This window comes from Nannocystis exedens (genome assembly GCF_002343915.1).
In the GTDB taxonomy this organism is placed as follows: Bacteria; Myxococcota_A; Polyangia; order Nannocystales; family Nannocystaceae; genus Nannocystis; species Nannocystis exedens.
The window spans coordinates 760,840-776,831 of record NZ_NETK01000001.1; the positions used below are offsets into that span (position 1 = coordinate 760,840).

The 15,992-nt window shown below is 70.7% G+C and carries 12 protein-coding genes; 10 read left to right on the forward strand and 2 right to left on the reverse strand.

What is annotated here, in order from left to right; genetic code table 11:
- Nucleotides 1-34: 34 nt before the first annotated feature.
- Both sppA and NAEX_RS02880 read right to left on the reverse strand, forming a co-directional pair.
- Complete coding sequence (sppA, locus tag NAEX_RS02875; protein ID WP_100792871.1) at nt 35-2,749, reverse strand: signal peptide peptidase SppA; 2,715 nt, start codon at nt 2,747-2,749, stop codon at nt 35-37.
- A 26-nt stretch (nt 2,750-2,775) separates the two neighbouring features.
- Nucleotides 2,776-5,427, reverse strand: a complete 2,652-nt coding sequence (locus tag NAEX_RS02880) for an endonuclease MutS2 (RefSeq protein ID WP_096325987.1) — start codon at nt 5,425-5,427, stop codon at nt 2,776-2,778.
- 192 nt (nt 5,428-5,619) lie between these two features.
- On the opposite strand from NAEX_RS02880, the gene NAEX_RS02885 reads away from it, so the two are divergent.
- From NAEX_RS02885 to NAEX_RS02930, 10 genes are all read left to right on the forward strand, one after another.
- Nucleotides 5,620-6,093, forward strand: coding sequence for a Na+/H+ antiporter subunit E (locus NAEX_RS02885; protein WP_177325897.1), 474 nt, complete (start codon nt 5,620-5,622; stop codon nt 6,091-6,093).
- On the forward strand, nt 6,093-6,356 hold the full coding sequence (locus tag NAEX_RS02890; protein WP_170135402.1) for an MrpF/PhaF family protein: 264 nt from the start codon (nt 6,093-6,095) through the stop codon (nt 6,354-6,356). The genes NAEX_RS02885 and NAEX_RS02890 overlap by 1 nt, the downstream gene beginning before the upstream one ends.
- A 2-nt stretch (nt 6,357-6,358) precedes the next feature.
- Nucleotides 6,359-6,670 carry a monovalent cation/H(+) antiporter subunit G gene (gene mnhG / locus NAEX_RS02895; protein WP_096325989.1) on the forward strand — a complete coding sequence of 104 codons (312 nt, stop codon included), beginning with the start codon at nt 6,359-6,361 and terminating at the stop codon, nt 6,668-6,670.
- Nucleotides 6,667-7,875, forward strand: a complete 1,209-nt coding sequence (locus NAEX_RS02900; protein WP_170135403.1) for a Na(+)/H(+) antiporter subunit B — start codon at nt 6,667-6,669, stop codon at nt 7,873-7,875. Before mnhG ends, NAEX_RS02900 begins: the two co-directional genes overlap by 4 nt.
- Nucleotides 7,872-8,330, forward strand: a complete 459-nt coding sequence (locus tag NAEX_RS02905) for a cation:proton antiporter subunit C (RefSeq protein ID WP_245913597.1) — start codon at nt 7,872-7,874, stop codon at nt 8,328-8,330. The genes NAEX_RS02900 and NAEX_RS02905 overlap by 4 nt, the downstream gene beginning before the upstream one ends.
- Nucleotides 8,323-9,843: a monovalent cation/H+ antiporter subunit D family protein gene (locus NAEX_RS02910; protein ID WP_096325991.1), complete on the forward strand. Its 1,521-nt coding sequence runs from the start codon at nt 8,323-8,325 to the stop codon at nt 9,841-9,843. The genes NAEX_RS02905 and NAEX_RS02910 overlap by 8 nt, the downstream gene beginning before the upstream one ends.
- The gene (locus tag NAEX_RS02915) at nt 9,840-11,417 is read left to right on the forward strand and encodes a proton-conducting transporter transmembrane domain-containing protein (RefSeq protein WP_096325992.1); all 1,578 of its coding nucleotides are present in this window, start codon (nt 9,840-9,842) and stop codon (nt 11,415-11,417) included. Before NAEX_RS02910 ends, NAEX_RS02915 begins: the two co-directional genes overlap by 4 nt.
- Entirely contained in the window at nt 11,414-11,659 is a 246-nt protein-coding gene (locus NAEX_RS02920) for a hypothetical protein (RefSeq protein WP_096325993.1), read from the forward strand. Before NAEX_RS02915 ends, NAEX_RS02920 begins: the two co-directional genes overlap by 4 nt.
- The gene (locus tag NAEX_RS02925) at nt 11,652-13,451 is read left to right on the forward strand and encodes a Na(+)/H(+) antiporter subunit D (RefSeq protein WP_096325994.1); all 1,800 of its coding nucleotides are present in this window, start codon (nt 11,652-11,654) and stop codon (nt 13,449-13,451) included. Before NAEX_RS02920 ends, NAEX_RS02925 begins: the two co-directional genes overlap by 8 nt.
- A 518-nt stretch (nt 13,452-13,969) precedes the next feature.
- Nucleotides 13,970-15,862: a hybrid sensor histidine kinase/response regulator gene (locus NAEX_RS02930; RefSeq protein WP_143140412.1), complete on the forward strand. Its 1,893-nt coding sequence runs from the start codon at nt 13,970-13,972 to the stop codon at nt 15,860-15,862.
- The last annotated feature ends 130 nt before the right edge of the window (nt 15,863-15,992 follow it).

A 15,992-nucleotide genomic window follows, 5' to 3' on the forward strand; every position in this document is an offset into this window, starting at 1 on the left:
GTACAACAGATCGACCGGGGCGGCGGCCGGGGCCTTACTCGACCACGATCGTCTCCTCGGCCAGAGCCAGCTCTTCCGGGCGTTCGGACAGCCACAGGCTCGGCGGGAGCCGGCGCAACACCCACACCAACGCCGACTCACCCAGACCGAGCGGCGACGGCAGCTTGAGCCCGAAGATCGCGCTGATCTGGTCGCCGAGGGTCGGCGGCGCCGGCACGTGGCGCACCTCGCCCTCGCCGGGCTTCAGCTTGGCCTGCTCGCGGGCGTAGGCGACCGCCTCGCGCAGCCCGCCGTAGGCGTCGACCAGGCCGAGCTCGCGGGCCCGGACCCCGCTCCACACGCGCCCGCGAGCGAGCCCATCGACCTGCTCCGGCGTCAGCTTGCGCGCCTTCGCCACCCTCGCCGTGAACTCCTGGTAGCTGGCGTCGACGCCGGCCTGCGCGGCCGCCCGCTCGTCCTCGGTGTACGGCTTGAACCACGTGTAGAGCCCGGCCCGCGCCCCGTAGTCGACCGACTCGACCTTGACCCCGAACTTCGCCAGCACCCCCGACACGTCGACCTTGGGCCGGAACACCCCGATGCTGCCGGTCTTGGTGGTCGCGTCGGCGAAGATGTAGCTGCCCGCGGTCGCCACGTAGTAGCCGCCCGACGCCGCCATGTCGCCCATCGAGATCACGACCGGCTTGAGCTTGGCCACCCGGTCGAGCGCGCGGGCCATGTCGTCCGACGCCGCCACCGACCCGCCCGGGCTGTCGATGCGGACCACCACCGCCTTGACCCGACGGTCCTCGCGCAGGCGGTCGATCGCCCGCACCAGCGTGTCGCCGCCGGCCAGCACGCTGCCGACGATCGGCACCGTCAAGCTCGCCCCGTCGCTGATCGTGCCCTCGACGTGGACCACCGCGATCGCGGGACCTGGCCCGAAGGACATGTCATGCACCGGCAGCGAGCTCGGGGCCCGCAGCGTCACCTCGCGCTCGAGCCACTTCTCGAGCTCGCCCTCGAGCTCGTCGGCGTAGCCGACGGCGTCGATCATCCCCGCTCGCAGCGCCTGCTCGGCCGTGTGCGGCGCCGTGTCGATCCACTGCACCACCTGCTCCGGCGTGGTCTTGCGGCCCTTCGCCACCATCCGCACCACGTGGTTCCAGATGTCGGTCAGCAAGAGGCGCCGCTGCGCGTCCGACTCCGGCGTCGGCCCGCTGCGCTCCCACTGCTCGGGCCGCGACTTGTACTCGTACGCGCGCACGAACTCGGCCTTGGCCCCGAGGCGCCCGAGCAGCTCCGCGTAATAGAACACCTCCGAGCGCATGCCGACGATCGACAGCCGCGCCCCCGGGTGGAGGATCACCCGGTCCGCCGCCGTCGCCAGGAAGTAGTCCTTCAGCCCCGCGCCGCGGAGGTACACCGCCACCTTCCCGCCGCGCCCGCGCACCCGCAGCATGGCCTCGCGGATCTCCTCGATCTCGCCCCAGCCGTTGGCGGAGCCGTCGACCTCGAGCGCCACCACCGCGCGAGCCCCTCGCAGCTCCGCGACCTTGTCGAGCGCGTCGACCAGCTTGCCCGCCCCGCGGTCACCGCCGTACTTGTCGACGTCGAAGCGCAGCGCCTCGAGCGGCGGCTGGGCCAGCGTCGCGTAGCGCTCGGCCGACGCCCGCAGCTTGAACGCCCCGCCCTGCGCCCCGAAGCCCTCGGCCCCGTTCGGCCCGAGCACCGGCGCCGCCGCCACGCCGACGTGGGTAAAGTCGAGCTCGAGCCCGACCATCGCCCGCAGTACGTCGCTCGCCTCGCGCTGCCCGACGGTGTTGACGAAGTAGCGCTCGACCTCGCCGAACAGCCGCCAGCCGGTGCCGCCCGCCGCGATCCGCCCGCGCGGCGCCACCACCGGCGTGTGAAAGCGCGGGTCGGCGTTCGGCAGCGGCACGACGCGGGCGCCGACCCCGAGCTCGAGCGAGCGCGAGCCCTTGATCGGCCGCAGCGCGACCTCGGCGTCGAGCTCGAAGGGCTGGCGGCGATCGAGGATGCCCGGGCGCGGCGGCTCGGGGACCCGCAGGTCCTGGCCGGCGCGCGGCGTGTTGATCGCCCGCGCCACCAGGCCCATCGCCACGACGCGGCTCGGGCGGTACGCCAGCGACAGCTCGGCCTGGTGCAGCCGCTGCGCGTACAGGTTGTGCTCGGACCACGTGCGCGCGTAGCTGATGCCGAGCGACAGCCCCGGCGCCCAGCGCATCAGCGGCACCGCGGCCGCCAGCGTCAGCTTGTTGTAGTCGAGGTCGGCCGGGTACCAGTCGTCGCGGTACCACTCGACGGAGTCCTGGGTCGGCAGGCGCCCGCAGCCGAACGGGCACAGCCGCTGGTAACCTGCCCCGAGGGACAGGAACGTGTCGGCCAGCTTCTGCCCGAACAGCTTGAGCTGCAGCGGCACCGCGACGAACACCCCGAACCCGCCCCCGCGCCGCTGCGACGCCGCGCGCGTGTAGTTGCCGGCCAGCACGCCGCTGAACGCCCGCAGGAAGCCCATCGAGGCCGGGTTGACCGCCACCGCCGCCGCGTCGGCCTCGCCGGCGACGTGGCTCTGCGGCATGTCGATGTCGCGCAGCAGCGAGCGCCCCTCGCCCTCGCCGAACGGCGCCGGCTCCGGCGGCGCCGCATGAGCCGTCGCGGCCAGCCCCGCGGCCAGCAGCGCGCACCCGAACGCGCTGACGTGGCGACCCGCGGATCCGCCACGCGACCCCGGTCGCGGCGCGGACAAACCATGCGATCGAGAGCGAACAGCCGTCACGGCTGCACCCATACCACGGTCACGCCCTCGCCGCCCTCCGCCTGCATGCCCGGCCGCGTGCGGTGGATGAACGGCTGCTCCGCCAGGTACTCGCGCACCGCCTTGCGCAAGGCCCCGGTGCCGTGCCCGTGGATCACCACCACCACCTCGCGGTCCTTCTGCATCGCCTCGTCGAGGAAGCGGTCGATCGCCCGCAGCGCGTCGTCGGCCCGCGCCCCCCGGACATCCACGCTGTTGTCGATCCCGACCTCGATCGCCGTCGCCGACTCGCCGAAGTGCTTGCTCGCCGTCGACGGCATCGCCTCCGGCACCTCCCAGCGGTGGATCGGCGCCGCCACGTCCGGCTTCACCTTCGCCCGCGTGCGCGTCGGCGCCCGCAGCGAGCGCAGCTCCGACAGCGGCACCGTCGTCTTCAGCGCCTCGACCTGCACCACCGCGCGCTCGCCCTTCACCGCCAGCACCTCGCCCTCCTTGCCGAGCGACACCACCTTCACCCGGTCGCCCGGGCTGAGCTGCGCCGGCGGCTCACCGGGCGCTTTCGGAGCCGGCTCGCGGCGCTCCGCCAGTTGCTCGCGCCCGGCCTGCAGCCCCTCCTTGGCCGCCCCCAGCGCCGCGTCGATTTTGCCCTCCTTCTCCGCCTTCCGCACCGACTTGCGCAGCTCCGCCACCTCCGCGTGCAGCGCCCGCAGCTCCGCCGACGCCGCGTCGTACGCCTTCTGTTTGCGGCTCTTCGCCTGCTCGAGCGCGGCGGCCTCGCGCTTCGCCACCTCTTGATGACGCCGGCGCAGCTCGGCTCGCTCGCGGTCGACCGCCTGCCGGGTCGAGATCAACCGGTCGCGCTCCGCCACCACCTCTTGCAGCAGTTGGTCGACGCGCAGCCGGCCCTCGTCCATCAGCCCCTGCGCCACCTGCAGCACCGGCTCCGGCAGCCCCAGGCGGCGCGCCACCGTCAGCGCGCTCGACGGTCCCGGGACCCCGATCAGCAGGCGGAACGTCGGCACCAGCTTCTCGAGGTCGAAGCCGACCGACGCGTTGACGAAGCGCCCGGGGAACCGCTGCGCCAGCAGCTTGAGCCGCTCGTAGTGCGTCGTCGTCACCACCGTCGCCCCGTGCTCCGTCAGCGCCAGCAGGATCGCCTCGGCCAGCGCCGCGCCCTGCTCCGGATCGGTGCCGACCGCGATCTCGTCGAGCAGCACCAGCGTCCCGCCGTGCTCGACCTGCGCGGCGGCCAGCGCCGCGCACACGTGCTGCATGTGCGCCGAGAACGTGCTGAGGTTGGCCGCGATCGACTGGTCGTCGCCGACGTCCGTCACGATCGCCCGCACCAGCGGCAACCTCGCGGGTCGCCGCGTCGGCAGTCGCAGCCCCGCCTGCGCCATCAGGGCGCACAGCCCCAGCGTCTTCAGGGCCACCGTCTTGCCGCCCGCGTTCGGCCCGCTGATCACCAGCGCCGAGCCGACCTCGAGCACGATGTCGTTGGGCACCACCTCGACGCCCGACAGCACCATCATCGGGTGGCGCGCGCCGATCAGCTCGAAGCGCCCCATCGCCTCCTCGTCTTCGCTCGCCCGGGCCGCTCCGACCTCGGGCGCGAGCCCGTGGTACGCGTCGGCGAAGCGCAGCCGCGCGTGGATCGCGTCGATCGCGATCAGCTGCGCTTGGTTGCTGCGCAGCGCCGCCGCCGCCTGACCGACGCTGCGGCTCAGCTGCTCGAGCACCCGCCGCTCCTCCGCCGCCGCCTGCATCTGCGCCGCGCGCAGCGAGTTGTTCTCCTCGATCAGCTCGGAGGGCTCGACGAACAGCGTCTGCCCGGTCGCGCTGCTGTCGTGGATGATGCCGGTCAGCGAGCCGCGGCGGGTGAACGCGTCGGCGCGGACCGGCAGCACGATCCGGCCCTCGCGCTCGGTGTAGTACGAGTCCTGCAGCACCTCGGCCACACCTGTCTGTTTGACCAGGCGACCGGCCGCCTTCATGAGCGACGCCTTCAGCTCGCGCACGCGCTGCCGCGCCTTCTGCAGGCCGGGGCTCGCGCCGTCGACCACCCACGGCTCGCCTTCGGGGCCGTCCGGGGCGATCGACCGGCCGAGCGCGGTCGCCAGATCGCGCTGGGGTTGGAGCTCCCCGACGCGTGTCGCCAGCGTCAGCACCCCGGGATCGCTCGCGTAGCCGCGCTCGGCCGTGACCGCCGCGTGCAGATCCACGCACAGCTTCACCGCCTGCAATTGGCGCAGGACTGCGAGCAGTTCCGCGGGGAGCAGCATCGCCCCGCGGCTGGCGCGCACGACCGCGTCGGAGATGTCGGTCAAAGCCCCCAGCGCATCTGCGAGATTGCCCGGGGCGCCGGATTCGCGGGCCAGCGACGCCTGCACCGCGAGCAGCGCCTGCAGCCCGTCCTGCTCGGCGAGCAGCGTTCGCACCTGCGCCGGCTCGGACGTCCGCCGCAGCACCGGCGCCGCGTCGGGCTCGTACTTCTTCTGAGCCAGCTCTGCCGCCACCTCGGCCTGCAGCAGCGAGCGGGCCATCGGCGTGCGCAGGTGCTCGGCGAGCCGCTCGCACAGGAGCGGCCAGCCCAGGTGTACGAGCACCGAGCGGCTGTTCGCCGAGCTCTGGCCGGTCTTGGTGGTTCGCGAATTGTCCTGGCCGTTCACGGCCGCGGATTTTAGCCCCGTTCCTCGGCCGGGGACTTCCCTGCGTGCGTCGCTTGCGAACACGTCGCGCCTGAAATCGCCCGCCGCCGGGCGCGCGGCCGCGGCGAACTGTCACCCGCGTCATGTCTTGCCTGCGGCGAATTTTCGACTAGGCACGCATGGCGCAAACGAGATAGGGTACGTTACCCGATGATGCGCGCCTTATCGCTTGTCATCCTCCTGGCCGGCTACTGGGCGCTGCTGTCCGGACAGTTCCACAACCACTTCCTCATCGCCTGCGGCGTCGTCTGCATCGCCTTCGTGTGCTGGATGGCGAGCCGGATGGGGCTCATCGACGACGAGGGCGTCCCCGCGCGCTACTACGTGAAGCTGCTGCTCTACGTCCCCTACATCGTCTGGCAGGTCATCCTCGCCAACTGGGACGTGCTGAAGCGGATCTGGGCCGCCGAGCTGCCGATCGATCCCCGCCTCACGAAGATCCCCTACAGCACGCGCGCCGGCTTCGTCACCGTCACCTACGCCAACTCGATCACCCTCACGCCGGGGACCGTGACCATGCAGGTGACCGAGACGGAGATGCTGATCCACTCGCTCACCAAGGAGGGCGAGGACAGCCTGATCGACGGCGACATGGAGCGCCACTGCAAGCGCCTGGAGGGCGGCTGATGTCCACGGTCTACCTGATCACCGCCGTCGTCCTGATCGTCGGCGCCTTCATGCTGCTCTACCGCGCGCTGGCTGGGCCGACCGTCTACGACACGATCCTCGCCACCAACGCGATCGGCACCAAGACGATCGTGTTCGTCACCCTGCTCGGTTACATCAGCGGCCGGACCGAGTTCATCGACATGGCGATCATCTACGCGCTGATCACCTTCATCACCACGATCGCGATCCTCAAGTACATCGAGAAAGGTCGGCTCGACTAGCCATGCACTGGAACGAAGTCGTCTGTACCGTCCTGCTCGCGCTCGGCTGCGTCATCAACTTCTCCGGCTCCTACGGCGTCCTCAAGTTCCCCGACTTCTACGCGCGCCTGCACGCGGCCGGCAAGACCGACTCGCTGGCGCAGGTGCTCATCCTGCTCGGCCTCGTGTTCGTCACGCCCGACGTGCTGACGAAGATCAAGCTGATGCTGGTCGCCTTCATCCTCCTGATCGTCGCGCCGACGGCCACCTTCGCCATCACCAAGGCCGCGCACCTCGACGGCCTCCGCCCGTGGACGCGAGGAGGCCGGCAGTGAACGCCGTCGTCCTGATCGACACCCTCCTCCTCCTGCTCGTCACGGCCACCGCGGTGGCGATCGTCGAGGTCCGCAGCCTCTACGCCTCCTCGATCCTCACCGGCATCTACAGCCTCCTGATGGCGCTGGTGTGGGTCAACATGCACTCGATGGACGTCTCGTTCACCGAGGCGGCCGTCGGCGGCGGCATCAGCACGATCCTCTTGATCGGCACGCTCGTCCACGTCGGCCGCGAGGAGAAGCCGATCAAGAAGCGGCTCCACGTCCCGGCGCTCGTCTTCACCGCCCTGACCGGCGCCGCGCTGATCTACGGCACCCTCGACATGCCGCGCTTCGGCGACCCGGCCGCGCCGATCCACCACTACCGCGTGCCGGAGATGATGGCCCAGACCGTCGGCTTCGTGAACGGCACGCCCGGCAAGCAGAAGCCGCCCGAGGGCTTCGACCTCGAGCGCTACCGCCGCTTCGACGGCCGGGTCACCGGCCCGATCCCCGCCGACCCCACGGACACTGCCTGGCGCGAGAAGTCGATCCTCCAGACCGAGGGCCTGATCGTCCCGCAGGTCCGCGCCGCCCACGAGCCCCACGCCGAGCCGGGCCACCACCTCCACCCGCCCGACGACTTCAACGGCCACGTCCCGAACTCGGTCACCTCGCTGCTCGCGGCCTACCGCGGCTACGACACCATGTTCGAGACCACGGTGATCTTCACCGCCGGCGTCAGCCTGATCCTCCTGCTGCGGCGGCCGCGGCGCGAGGGCTACCTGCAGCCCGGCGCGGTGATGAGCGACCAGGTCATCCTCCGCGTCGTCACCAAGCTGTCGATCCCCTTCATCCTGATCTTCGGCTTCTACGTGATCACCCACGGCGAGCTCGGCCCCGGCGGCGGCTTCCAGGGCGGCGTCGTGCTGGCGACCGCGTTCATCCTCTACGCCCTGATCTTCGGCCGCGCCGCGCTGTACCGCGTGGTCCCGCCGCCGGTCAGCGACATGCTCACCGGCCTGGGCGTGCTGATCTACAGCGGCACGGGCGCGGTCTGCATGCTGCTGGGCGGCAAATTCCTCGACTACTCGATGCTCAACCCGGAGCTGCCGGGCGACGGCGAGTCGCTGGGGATGACCCTCGTCGAGTACGGCGTCGGCATCACCGTCAGCATGGTCATGCTCACGATCTTCAATCAGCTCGCGGAGGAGCGCTCCACGTGACCGGTGCCCTCGGGATCTACAACTACTGGATCTACGTCCTGTTGATGATGATCGGGCTCTACGGCGTGATCGCCAAGCCCAACCTGATCAAGCAGGCGATCGCGCTGGGCCTGTTCCAGACGGGGATCTTCCTCTACTACATCTCGATGGCGGTGATCGACGGCGGGACCGCGCCGGTGTGGACCACCATCCTCGACGGGGCCCAGAAGTACGAGGGCCCCTACGACAACCCGCTGCCGCACGTCCTGATCCTGACGGCCATCGTCGTCAGCGTCAGCGTCCTCGCGGTCGCGCTGGCGCTCATCATCAACATCAAGCGCACCTACGGCACCATCGAGTACGACGAGCTCGAGGCGATGGACCAGGCCGACAAGCGCGCCGACTATCAGCGCGGCCAGGTCGTCGACGCCGCCGACGACGTCGAGCACAGGCTGGAGGGGCATCACCATGCTTGATGCGTTCGAGGTCGTCCCGAACCTCCCCGTCCTCGTCGTCACCACCCCGCTGATCGGCGGGATCCTGACGATCGCCATGGGCCGCGGCAAGGGCCCGTGGGCGTGGGCCACGCTGATCACCGGCCTGGTGTTCTACTTCACCGTCCTCTTGATGCAGCAGGTCCTGGCCGCCAAGACCGGCTACATCTCCTACGAGCTCGGCAACTGGCCGCGCCAGTGGGGCATCGAGTACCGCGTCGACGCGCTCAACGCCTTCATCCTGCTCACGGTCGCCGGCGTCTCGTTCGTCACCACGCTGTACGCCCAGAAGAGCGTCGAGAAGGAGATCCCGCAGGACCGCCACAACTTCTTCTACGCCGTGTGGGTCCTGGCCGTGTGCGGCCTTCTGGGCATCACGGTCACCGGCGACGCCTTCAACGTCTACGTCCTGCTCGAGATCAGCTCGCTCACCGTGTACGCGCTGATCGCCATGGGCAAGGACATGAACCGCCAGGCGCTCACCGCCAGCCTGCGCTACCTGATCCTCGGCTCGGTCGGCGCCAGCTTCATCCTCCTCGGCATCGGTTACCTGATGATGGTCACCGGCACGCTCAACATGGAGGACATGCACGACCGCCTCGCGGCCCTGCCGGACATCGTCCACCACCGCACGGTCCTGGTCGCGTTCGCGTTCCTGCTGGTCGGCCTGGGCATGAAGATGGCGCTGTTCCCGCTGCACATGTGGCTGCCGAAGGCCTACACCTACGCGCCCTCGGCCGTCAGCGCCCTGCTGTCGGCCACGGCGACGAAGGTCGGCATCTACATGGCCTTCCGCTTCCTGTTTACGATCTTCGGCGTCGGCTTCTCGTTCGTGGCGATGCCGGCCAGCGTCGTCCTCAGCGTCGCCGCCTGCGCGGGCATCCTCGTCACCGGCGTCACCGCGGTGCGCCAGACCAACCTGAAGCGCATGCTGGCCTACTCCTCGGTCGGCCAGCTCGGCTACATCGTCGCCGGCTTCGCGCTCGCCAACGTCCACGGCGTCGCCGGCTCGGTCATCCACATCTTCAACCACGCCGTCATGAAGGGCGGCATGTTCATGGCCGCAGGCGCGATCATGTACCGCCTCGGCCGCTGCGACCTGCGGGCGATCCGCGGCCTCGGCAAGCGCATGCCGCTGACCATGGCCGCGTTCGTCGCCGGCGGCCTCGGCCTGGTCGGCTTCCCGCTGACCGCCGGCTTCATCTCGAAGTGGTACCTCGTGCAGGGCGCCCTCGAGGCGCCGCACATGTGGCCGGTCGCCGCCGTCGTCCTGGTCGGCTCGCTGCTCGCCGTCGCCTACACCTGGCGCGTCGTCGAGGCCGCCTACTTCCAGGAGCCCGAGGGCGAGAGCGCCCTCGTCACCGAGGCCCCGCTGTCGATGGTCGCGCCGATGTGGATCCTCATCGGCGCCAGCGTGTACTTCGGCGTGTCCGCCACCTTCACCGGCGAGATCAGCATGCGCGCCGCCAAGAGCCTGCTCGGAGGGGCCCCATGATCCACCTCGACGTGAGCCCGCCGCTGCTGGCGCTCTACCTCCCGCTGCTCGGCGCCCTGCTGATCTCGCTCGCCGGCCGCTGGCCGAACCTGCGCGAGCTCGTCACCCTGCTGACCGCCGGCGCGCTGCTCTACGTCGTCGCCGGCATGGCCCCGGCGATCCTCGCCCCTGACTTCTGGGCCAGCTACGCCAGGGCCCCCGCGCTCAAGCTCGCCGAGGTCCTCCCGGGCGTCTGGCTCGAGCTCAAGGTCGAGCCGCTCGGCATGCTGTTCGCGCTGATCGCCAGCAGCCTGTGGATCCTCAACTCGATCTACTCGATCGGCTACATGCGCGGCAACCACGAGAAGAACCAGACCCGGTTCTACGTGTGCTTCGCCCTGGCGATCGCCAGCGTCATGGGCCTCGCCTTCGCCGGCAACCTGTTCACCCTGTTCGTCTTCTACGAGGCGCTGACGCTCACCACCTACCCGCTGGTGGCCCACAAGGGCTCGGCCGAGGCGATCCGCTCGGCCCGCACTTACCTCGGGATCCTCGTCGTCACCTCGGTGTGCTTCCTGCTGGCCGGCATCATCGGCACCTACGTGTTCACCGGCGGGGACATGACCTTCCGGCCAGGCGGCGTGTTCACCCGCGTGCTCGCCGACGGCAGCCTGACGGCTCCGACCTTGGGGCTCCTGTTCATCCTCTACATGTACGGGATCGGCAAGGCCGCCTTGATGCCGGTGCACCGCTGGCTGCCGGCCGCCATGGTCGCGCCGACCCCGGTGTCGGCGCTGCTGCACGCGGTGGCGGTCGTGAAGGCCGGCGTCTTCACCGTCCTCAAGGTCATCGTCTACGTGTTCGGTCCGGCCGCGCTGGTGCGCTACGGCGTCGGCTCGTGGCTGATCTACGTCGCCGGCGCGACCATCCTGATCGCCTCCTGCATCGCCCTGTTCCAGGACAACCTCAAGCGGCGCCTGGCCTACTCGACGGTCAGCCAGCTCAGCTACGTCATCATCGCCGCCGCCCTGCTGTCGCCGCTGTCGATCACCGCGGCCGCGCTGCACATCGCCGCCCACGCGTTCGGCAAGATCACCCTGTTCTTCGCGGCAGGCTCGATCTACACGGCCGCGCACAAGACCGAGATCAGCCAGCTCGACGGCATCGGCCGGCGCATGCCGGTCACCATGGCCGCGTTCACCATCGGCTCGCTGTCGATGATCGGCCTGCCGCCGACGGCCGGCTTCGTCAGCAAGTGGTACCTGCTGCAGGCCACCTGGGAGACCGACGCGCCGTTCGTGCTGGTCGTCGTCATCCTCTCGACCCTGCTCAACGCCGCCTACTTCCTGCCGATCGTCTACCGCGCCTTCTTCGTCGCCGAGCCGAAGCACCACCACGAGCCACACCAGTCCTCGGCCGACGGCGACTTCGGCGACGACGCGGACCACCACGGCCACGACGCCCACGACCACGGCGAGGCGCCCTGGCCGATCGTCGTCGCGCTGTCCTGCACGGCCGTCGCCACCATCGTCTTCTTCTTCTACAGCGACCTCGCCATCGGGTTGGCGAACCAGCTCCGGAGCGGCCTGCCATGAGCCTCGAAGATCCTCGGACCCTACGCAAGCTGTGGACCGCCTCGCTGGTCGTGCTGGCGCTGCTGGTGCTGGCTGACTTTTGGGTCCTGCGGGACCCGCACCACCACGCCCACTTCGGCGTCGACGGCACGTTCGGCTTCTACTCCTGGTACGGCTTCGGCGTGTGCGCCGTCATGGTCCTGGTGTCGAAGTTCGTCGTCGGCCTGATCTTGAAGCGGAAGGACACCTTCTACGATGACTGACGCGGTCGGCCTGCCTCCTCCGGGCATCATCCTGGTCCTCGGCGGCCTCGTGCTCCCGCTGCTACGCGGGCTCGGCCCGGCCGTCGCGCTGCTGCTGCCGCTGCTGACGCTGGGGGCGATCTGGGGCATCCCCGACGACCTCACCGTCACCATGCCGTTCATGGGCCAGTACGACCTCACCGTGCTGGCCTTCAACCCGCCGACCAAGGTGTTCGCCACCATCTTCGCGGTGATGGCGTTCGCCGGGGCCCTGTTCGCCCACCCGATCACCGGCCTCGACAGCGAACGCGGCCGCCGCTGGCGCGTCGAGCTGCCGGCCGCCTTCGTCTACGCCGGCTCGGCGATCTGCGTCACCTTCGCCGGCGACATCCTCAGCCTCTTCATCTTCTGGGAGCTGATGGCGATCGGCTCGACCACGGTGATCTGGAGCGCCGGCACCAGGGCCGCCGGGCGCGCCGGCTACCGCTACGCGCTCGTCCACTTCGTCGGCGGCGTGCTGCTGATGGCCGGCATCCTCGCCAAGGTGTTCGCGCTGCAGGCTTCAGGCGTCAGCGACCCGCTGGCGCTGCACCACTTCTTCTTCGGCGCCGCGGGCTTCGAGGGGTTGTCCTTCGGGACAGGTGACGCCGCGGCCTGGCTGATCCTGCTCGGCATCCTCGTCAACGCCGCCGCCCCGCCGCTCGGCGCCTGGCTGGCCGACGCCTACCCGGAGGCGTCGGAGAGCGGCACCGTGTTCCTCTCGGCCTTCACCACCAAGACGGCGGTCTACGTGCTGATGCTGCTGTTCGCCGGCACCCAGCTGCTGATCTACGTCGGCCTGTTGATGGCGGTGTACGGCATCGTCTACGCCATCCTCGAGAACGACATGCGGCGGATCCTCGCCTACTCGATCGTCAACCAGGTCGGGTTCATGGTCTGCGGGATCGGCATCGGCACCGCCATGGCGCTCAACGGCGCCGCCGCCCACGCGTTCGCCCACATCGTCTACAAGGCGCTGCTGCTGATGTCGGCCGGCTCGGTCCTCTACATGACCGGCAAGCGCAAGTGCACCGACCTCGGCGGCCTCTACCACTCGATGCCGATCACGATGACGTGCGGCATCATCGGCGCGCTGGCGATCTCGTCGTTCCCGCTGACCTCGGGCTTCGTCACCAAGTCGATGATCAACCAGGCCGCGGCCGACCAGCACATCGCCCTGGCGTGGTTCACCCTGACCGCGGCCTCGGCGGGCGTGTTCCTGCACGCCGGCATCAAGTTCCCGTGGTTCGTGTTCTTCCAGAAGGACTCGGGCCTGCGCCCGCCGGATCCGCCGTGGAACATGCGCGCGGCGATGATCTTCTTCGCGGCGGTCTGCATCCTCCTCGGCGTCCCCGGCCTCTACGGCCCGCTCTACGCCATCCTTCCCTTCCCGGCCGCCGCGGGCGAGACCCTCTACGAGCCCTACACCGTCCCGCACGTGATCAACCAGCTGCAGCTCCTCCTCTTCTCGGGGTTGGCGTTCTTCGCCCTGCTCCCGGTCCTGAAGCGCACGCTGACGATCACCCTCGACGCCGACTGGTTCTACCGCCGGCTGTTCCCCGGCGCCTGGAAGCACCTCGTGCGCCCGGTCGTCCTCGCCTTCCGCGAGTTCTTCGACTACCTGTTCGGCCAGCTGCCGCAGATGGCCAAGGACATCGTCTACTCGCCGCCGCAGGAGGCCCGCATGTTCAAGGAGTGGGGCCTCGGCGGCGCCATGGTCGTGATCACGGGCTTCCTGTTCGCCTACCTCGTGCTGGGCTACATCGCCGCCTGAGCGAGCGCCGCGACGGAGGCGTTCCGGCCCTCGGTCGCTGGTTCTCGGCCACGCGGCGGCGTCGCTCGTCGGTCACGTGCGGGCCCGAGTTGCTCACGCCCTCGCGCCCGGCCGGCCTGACGGAGCCCCGGCGCGAGGGCTGCTCGACACGCCCGGTCGAGGCACCAGGGGCGCGCCGCTCGCCGCGCCGGCGGGGCGGCCTTTCCGCAGTCGCACGCCCCGCGGCGCGCAGCGACATGTCCTTCGGGACATCTGCGTCTACCGCGACCCGCGGCCATTCGTCCGCCCCCAGCCCGTGAGCGGCCCGAACGCTGCCGAGGCCGTCGCGCCCCGACGAGACCTCCACCGCCGGCTCGTCGGATCAAGACGGCATGACGTCGCGGGTGGAACTACCCTGTGACGGCGCGAGGTCGGGAATGACGCCCAGCGACCGTACCTCCAGTGAGAGACCTTCCGCGCGCGCGAGCGTCGAGACCGCGGCGAGATGGCCGCTCTCCCTCCTCAGCGCCGCGGGGGCCGTGATCCTCGCCCTCGCCCTCGCCGGCCCGCTCGGCGGCGTCTTCTTCGCCGTGCCGCTCGCGGTCCTCTCGCTGTCCGCGCAAGTCACGGGCACCGCCCCCTCGCTGGTCTCGACCGCGCTGGCGACGACCGGCCTCGGCGCGTGGATGCTGGCGACCGACGGCGGACCGAGCGCCAAGGAGGCGCTGCAGCTCGTCGCGTTCCTGGCCACGGGCTCGGTCATCAGCGTCGTGTCCGGCTCGCTGCGCGCGGGGCGGGCCCGCGACGTCGAGGCGCGGATCGCCGCCGCCCGCGCCGCCGAGGACGCCGAGCGACAGGCCGCGGAGACCCGCGTGGCGCTCGAGGCGGTGCGCGCGAGCGAGTTGCAGTTCCAGCAGCTCGCCGACTCGATGCCCCAGATCGTCTGGGCCTGCCAGCCCGACGGCAGCCCCTATTACTACAACCGCAGGTGGTACGAGCTCAGCGGCGTGCCGGTCGGGATCATCGGCGAAGCCAGCTGGCTGCGCGTGCTCCACCCCGACGAGCGGCAGCACTGCATGGACGTCTGGCACGAGTCGGTCCGCACCGGCAAGCCGTTTCAGATCGAATACCGCTTCAAGTTCCCCACCGTGGACGAGTACCGGTGGTACCTCGGCCGCGCGCTCGCCGTGCGCGACGAGGCCGGTCGGGTCGTCCGCTGGTACGGCACCTCGACCGACATCCACGACGCCAAGCGCACCGAGGCGGCCCTGCGCGCCAGCGAGGAACGCCACCGCGCGCTCGCCGAGGCCCTGCGCGAGGCCGACCGCCGCAAGGACGAGTTCCTCGCCATGCTCTCGCACGAGCTGCGCAACCCGCTGGCGCCGATCAAAAACAGCCTCTACATCCTCTCGCACGCCGCTCCGGGGAGCGAGCGAGCCCGCCGCGCCGAGGAGGTGATCGAGCGGCAGATCGAGCACATGACGCGGCTGATCGACGACCTGCTCGACGTCACCCGGATCTCGCGGAGGAAGATCCAGCTGCGGCGCACGACGGTGGAGATGAACGAGCTCGTGCGCCGCACGGTCGAGGATCACCGCTCGGTGTTCGAGCGCAGCGGCGTGTCGCTCGAGCTCGCGCTCGCCGACCGGCCCGCCTGGGTCGACGGCGACCCCACGCGGCTGTCGCAGATCGTCGGCAACCTGCTGCAGAACGCGGCCAAGTTCACCGGCCCCGGCGGCTGGGCCAGGGTCTCGGTCGCGGCGAGCGAGACCGACGTGCTCGTCCGCGTCCGCGACAGCGGGATGGGCATCGAACCCGACATGCTGCCCCTCCTCTTCAACCCGTTCACGCAGGCCGACAACACCCTCGACCGCAGCCGCGGCGGCCTCGGCCTCGGCCTCGCGCTCGTCAAGGGGCTCGTCGAGCTGCACGACGGCGAGGTCCGGGCCGCGAGCGAGGGACCGAACCGGGGCTCCGAGTTCACCGTGCGACTGCCCGCGATCGCCGCCCCCGCGGGCGAAGCAGCCGCGAGCGCGCCGTCGAGCCACGCCTCGCTCGGGCGGATCCTCGTCATCGAGGACAACCTCGACGCCGCCGAGACCTTGAAGGACGCCCTCGAGCTCGGCGACCACGAGGTCTGCCTCGCCCACTCGGGGCCCGAGGGGCTGGCCAGGGTGCAGACCTTTCGGCCCGACGTCGTGCTCTGCGACATCGGCCTGCCCGGCATGGACGGCTACGAGGTGGCGCGGGCGATCCGCGCCGACCCGACCCAGCGCGCGACCAAGCTGGTCGCGCTCACCGGCTACGCCTCGCCCGACGACCGCCAGCGGGCCCGGGACGCCGGCTTCGATCGTCACCTCGGCAAGCCGCCCGACCTCGACACGCTGCTGCAGATCCTCCAGGAGCTCGTGCGCGCGAGGACGTCGGCCTGACGCGCCCCGGGTCCGATCGGCGTCGGAGAAGCGGCCCGCCGCTCCGCGCTACACCGGACGCATGGTGCTCCCGCGGCCCGGGTCGCGCGGCCGCTGCGTCCGGCTCGCCGCCCCGCTCTTCCTCGCCTGC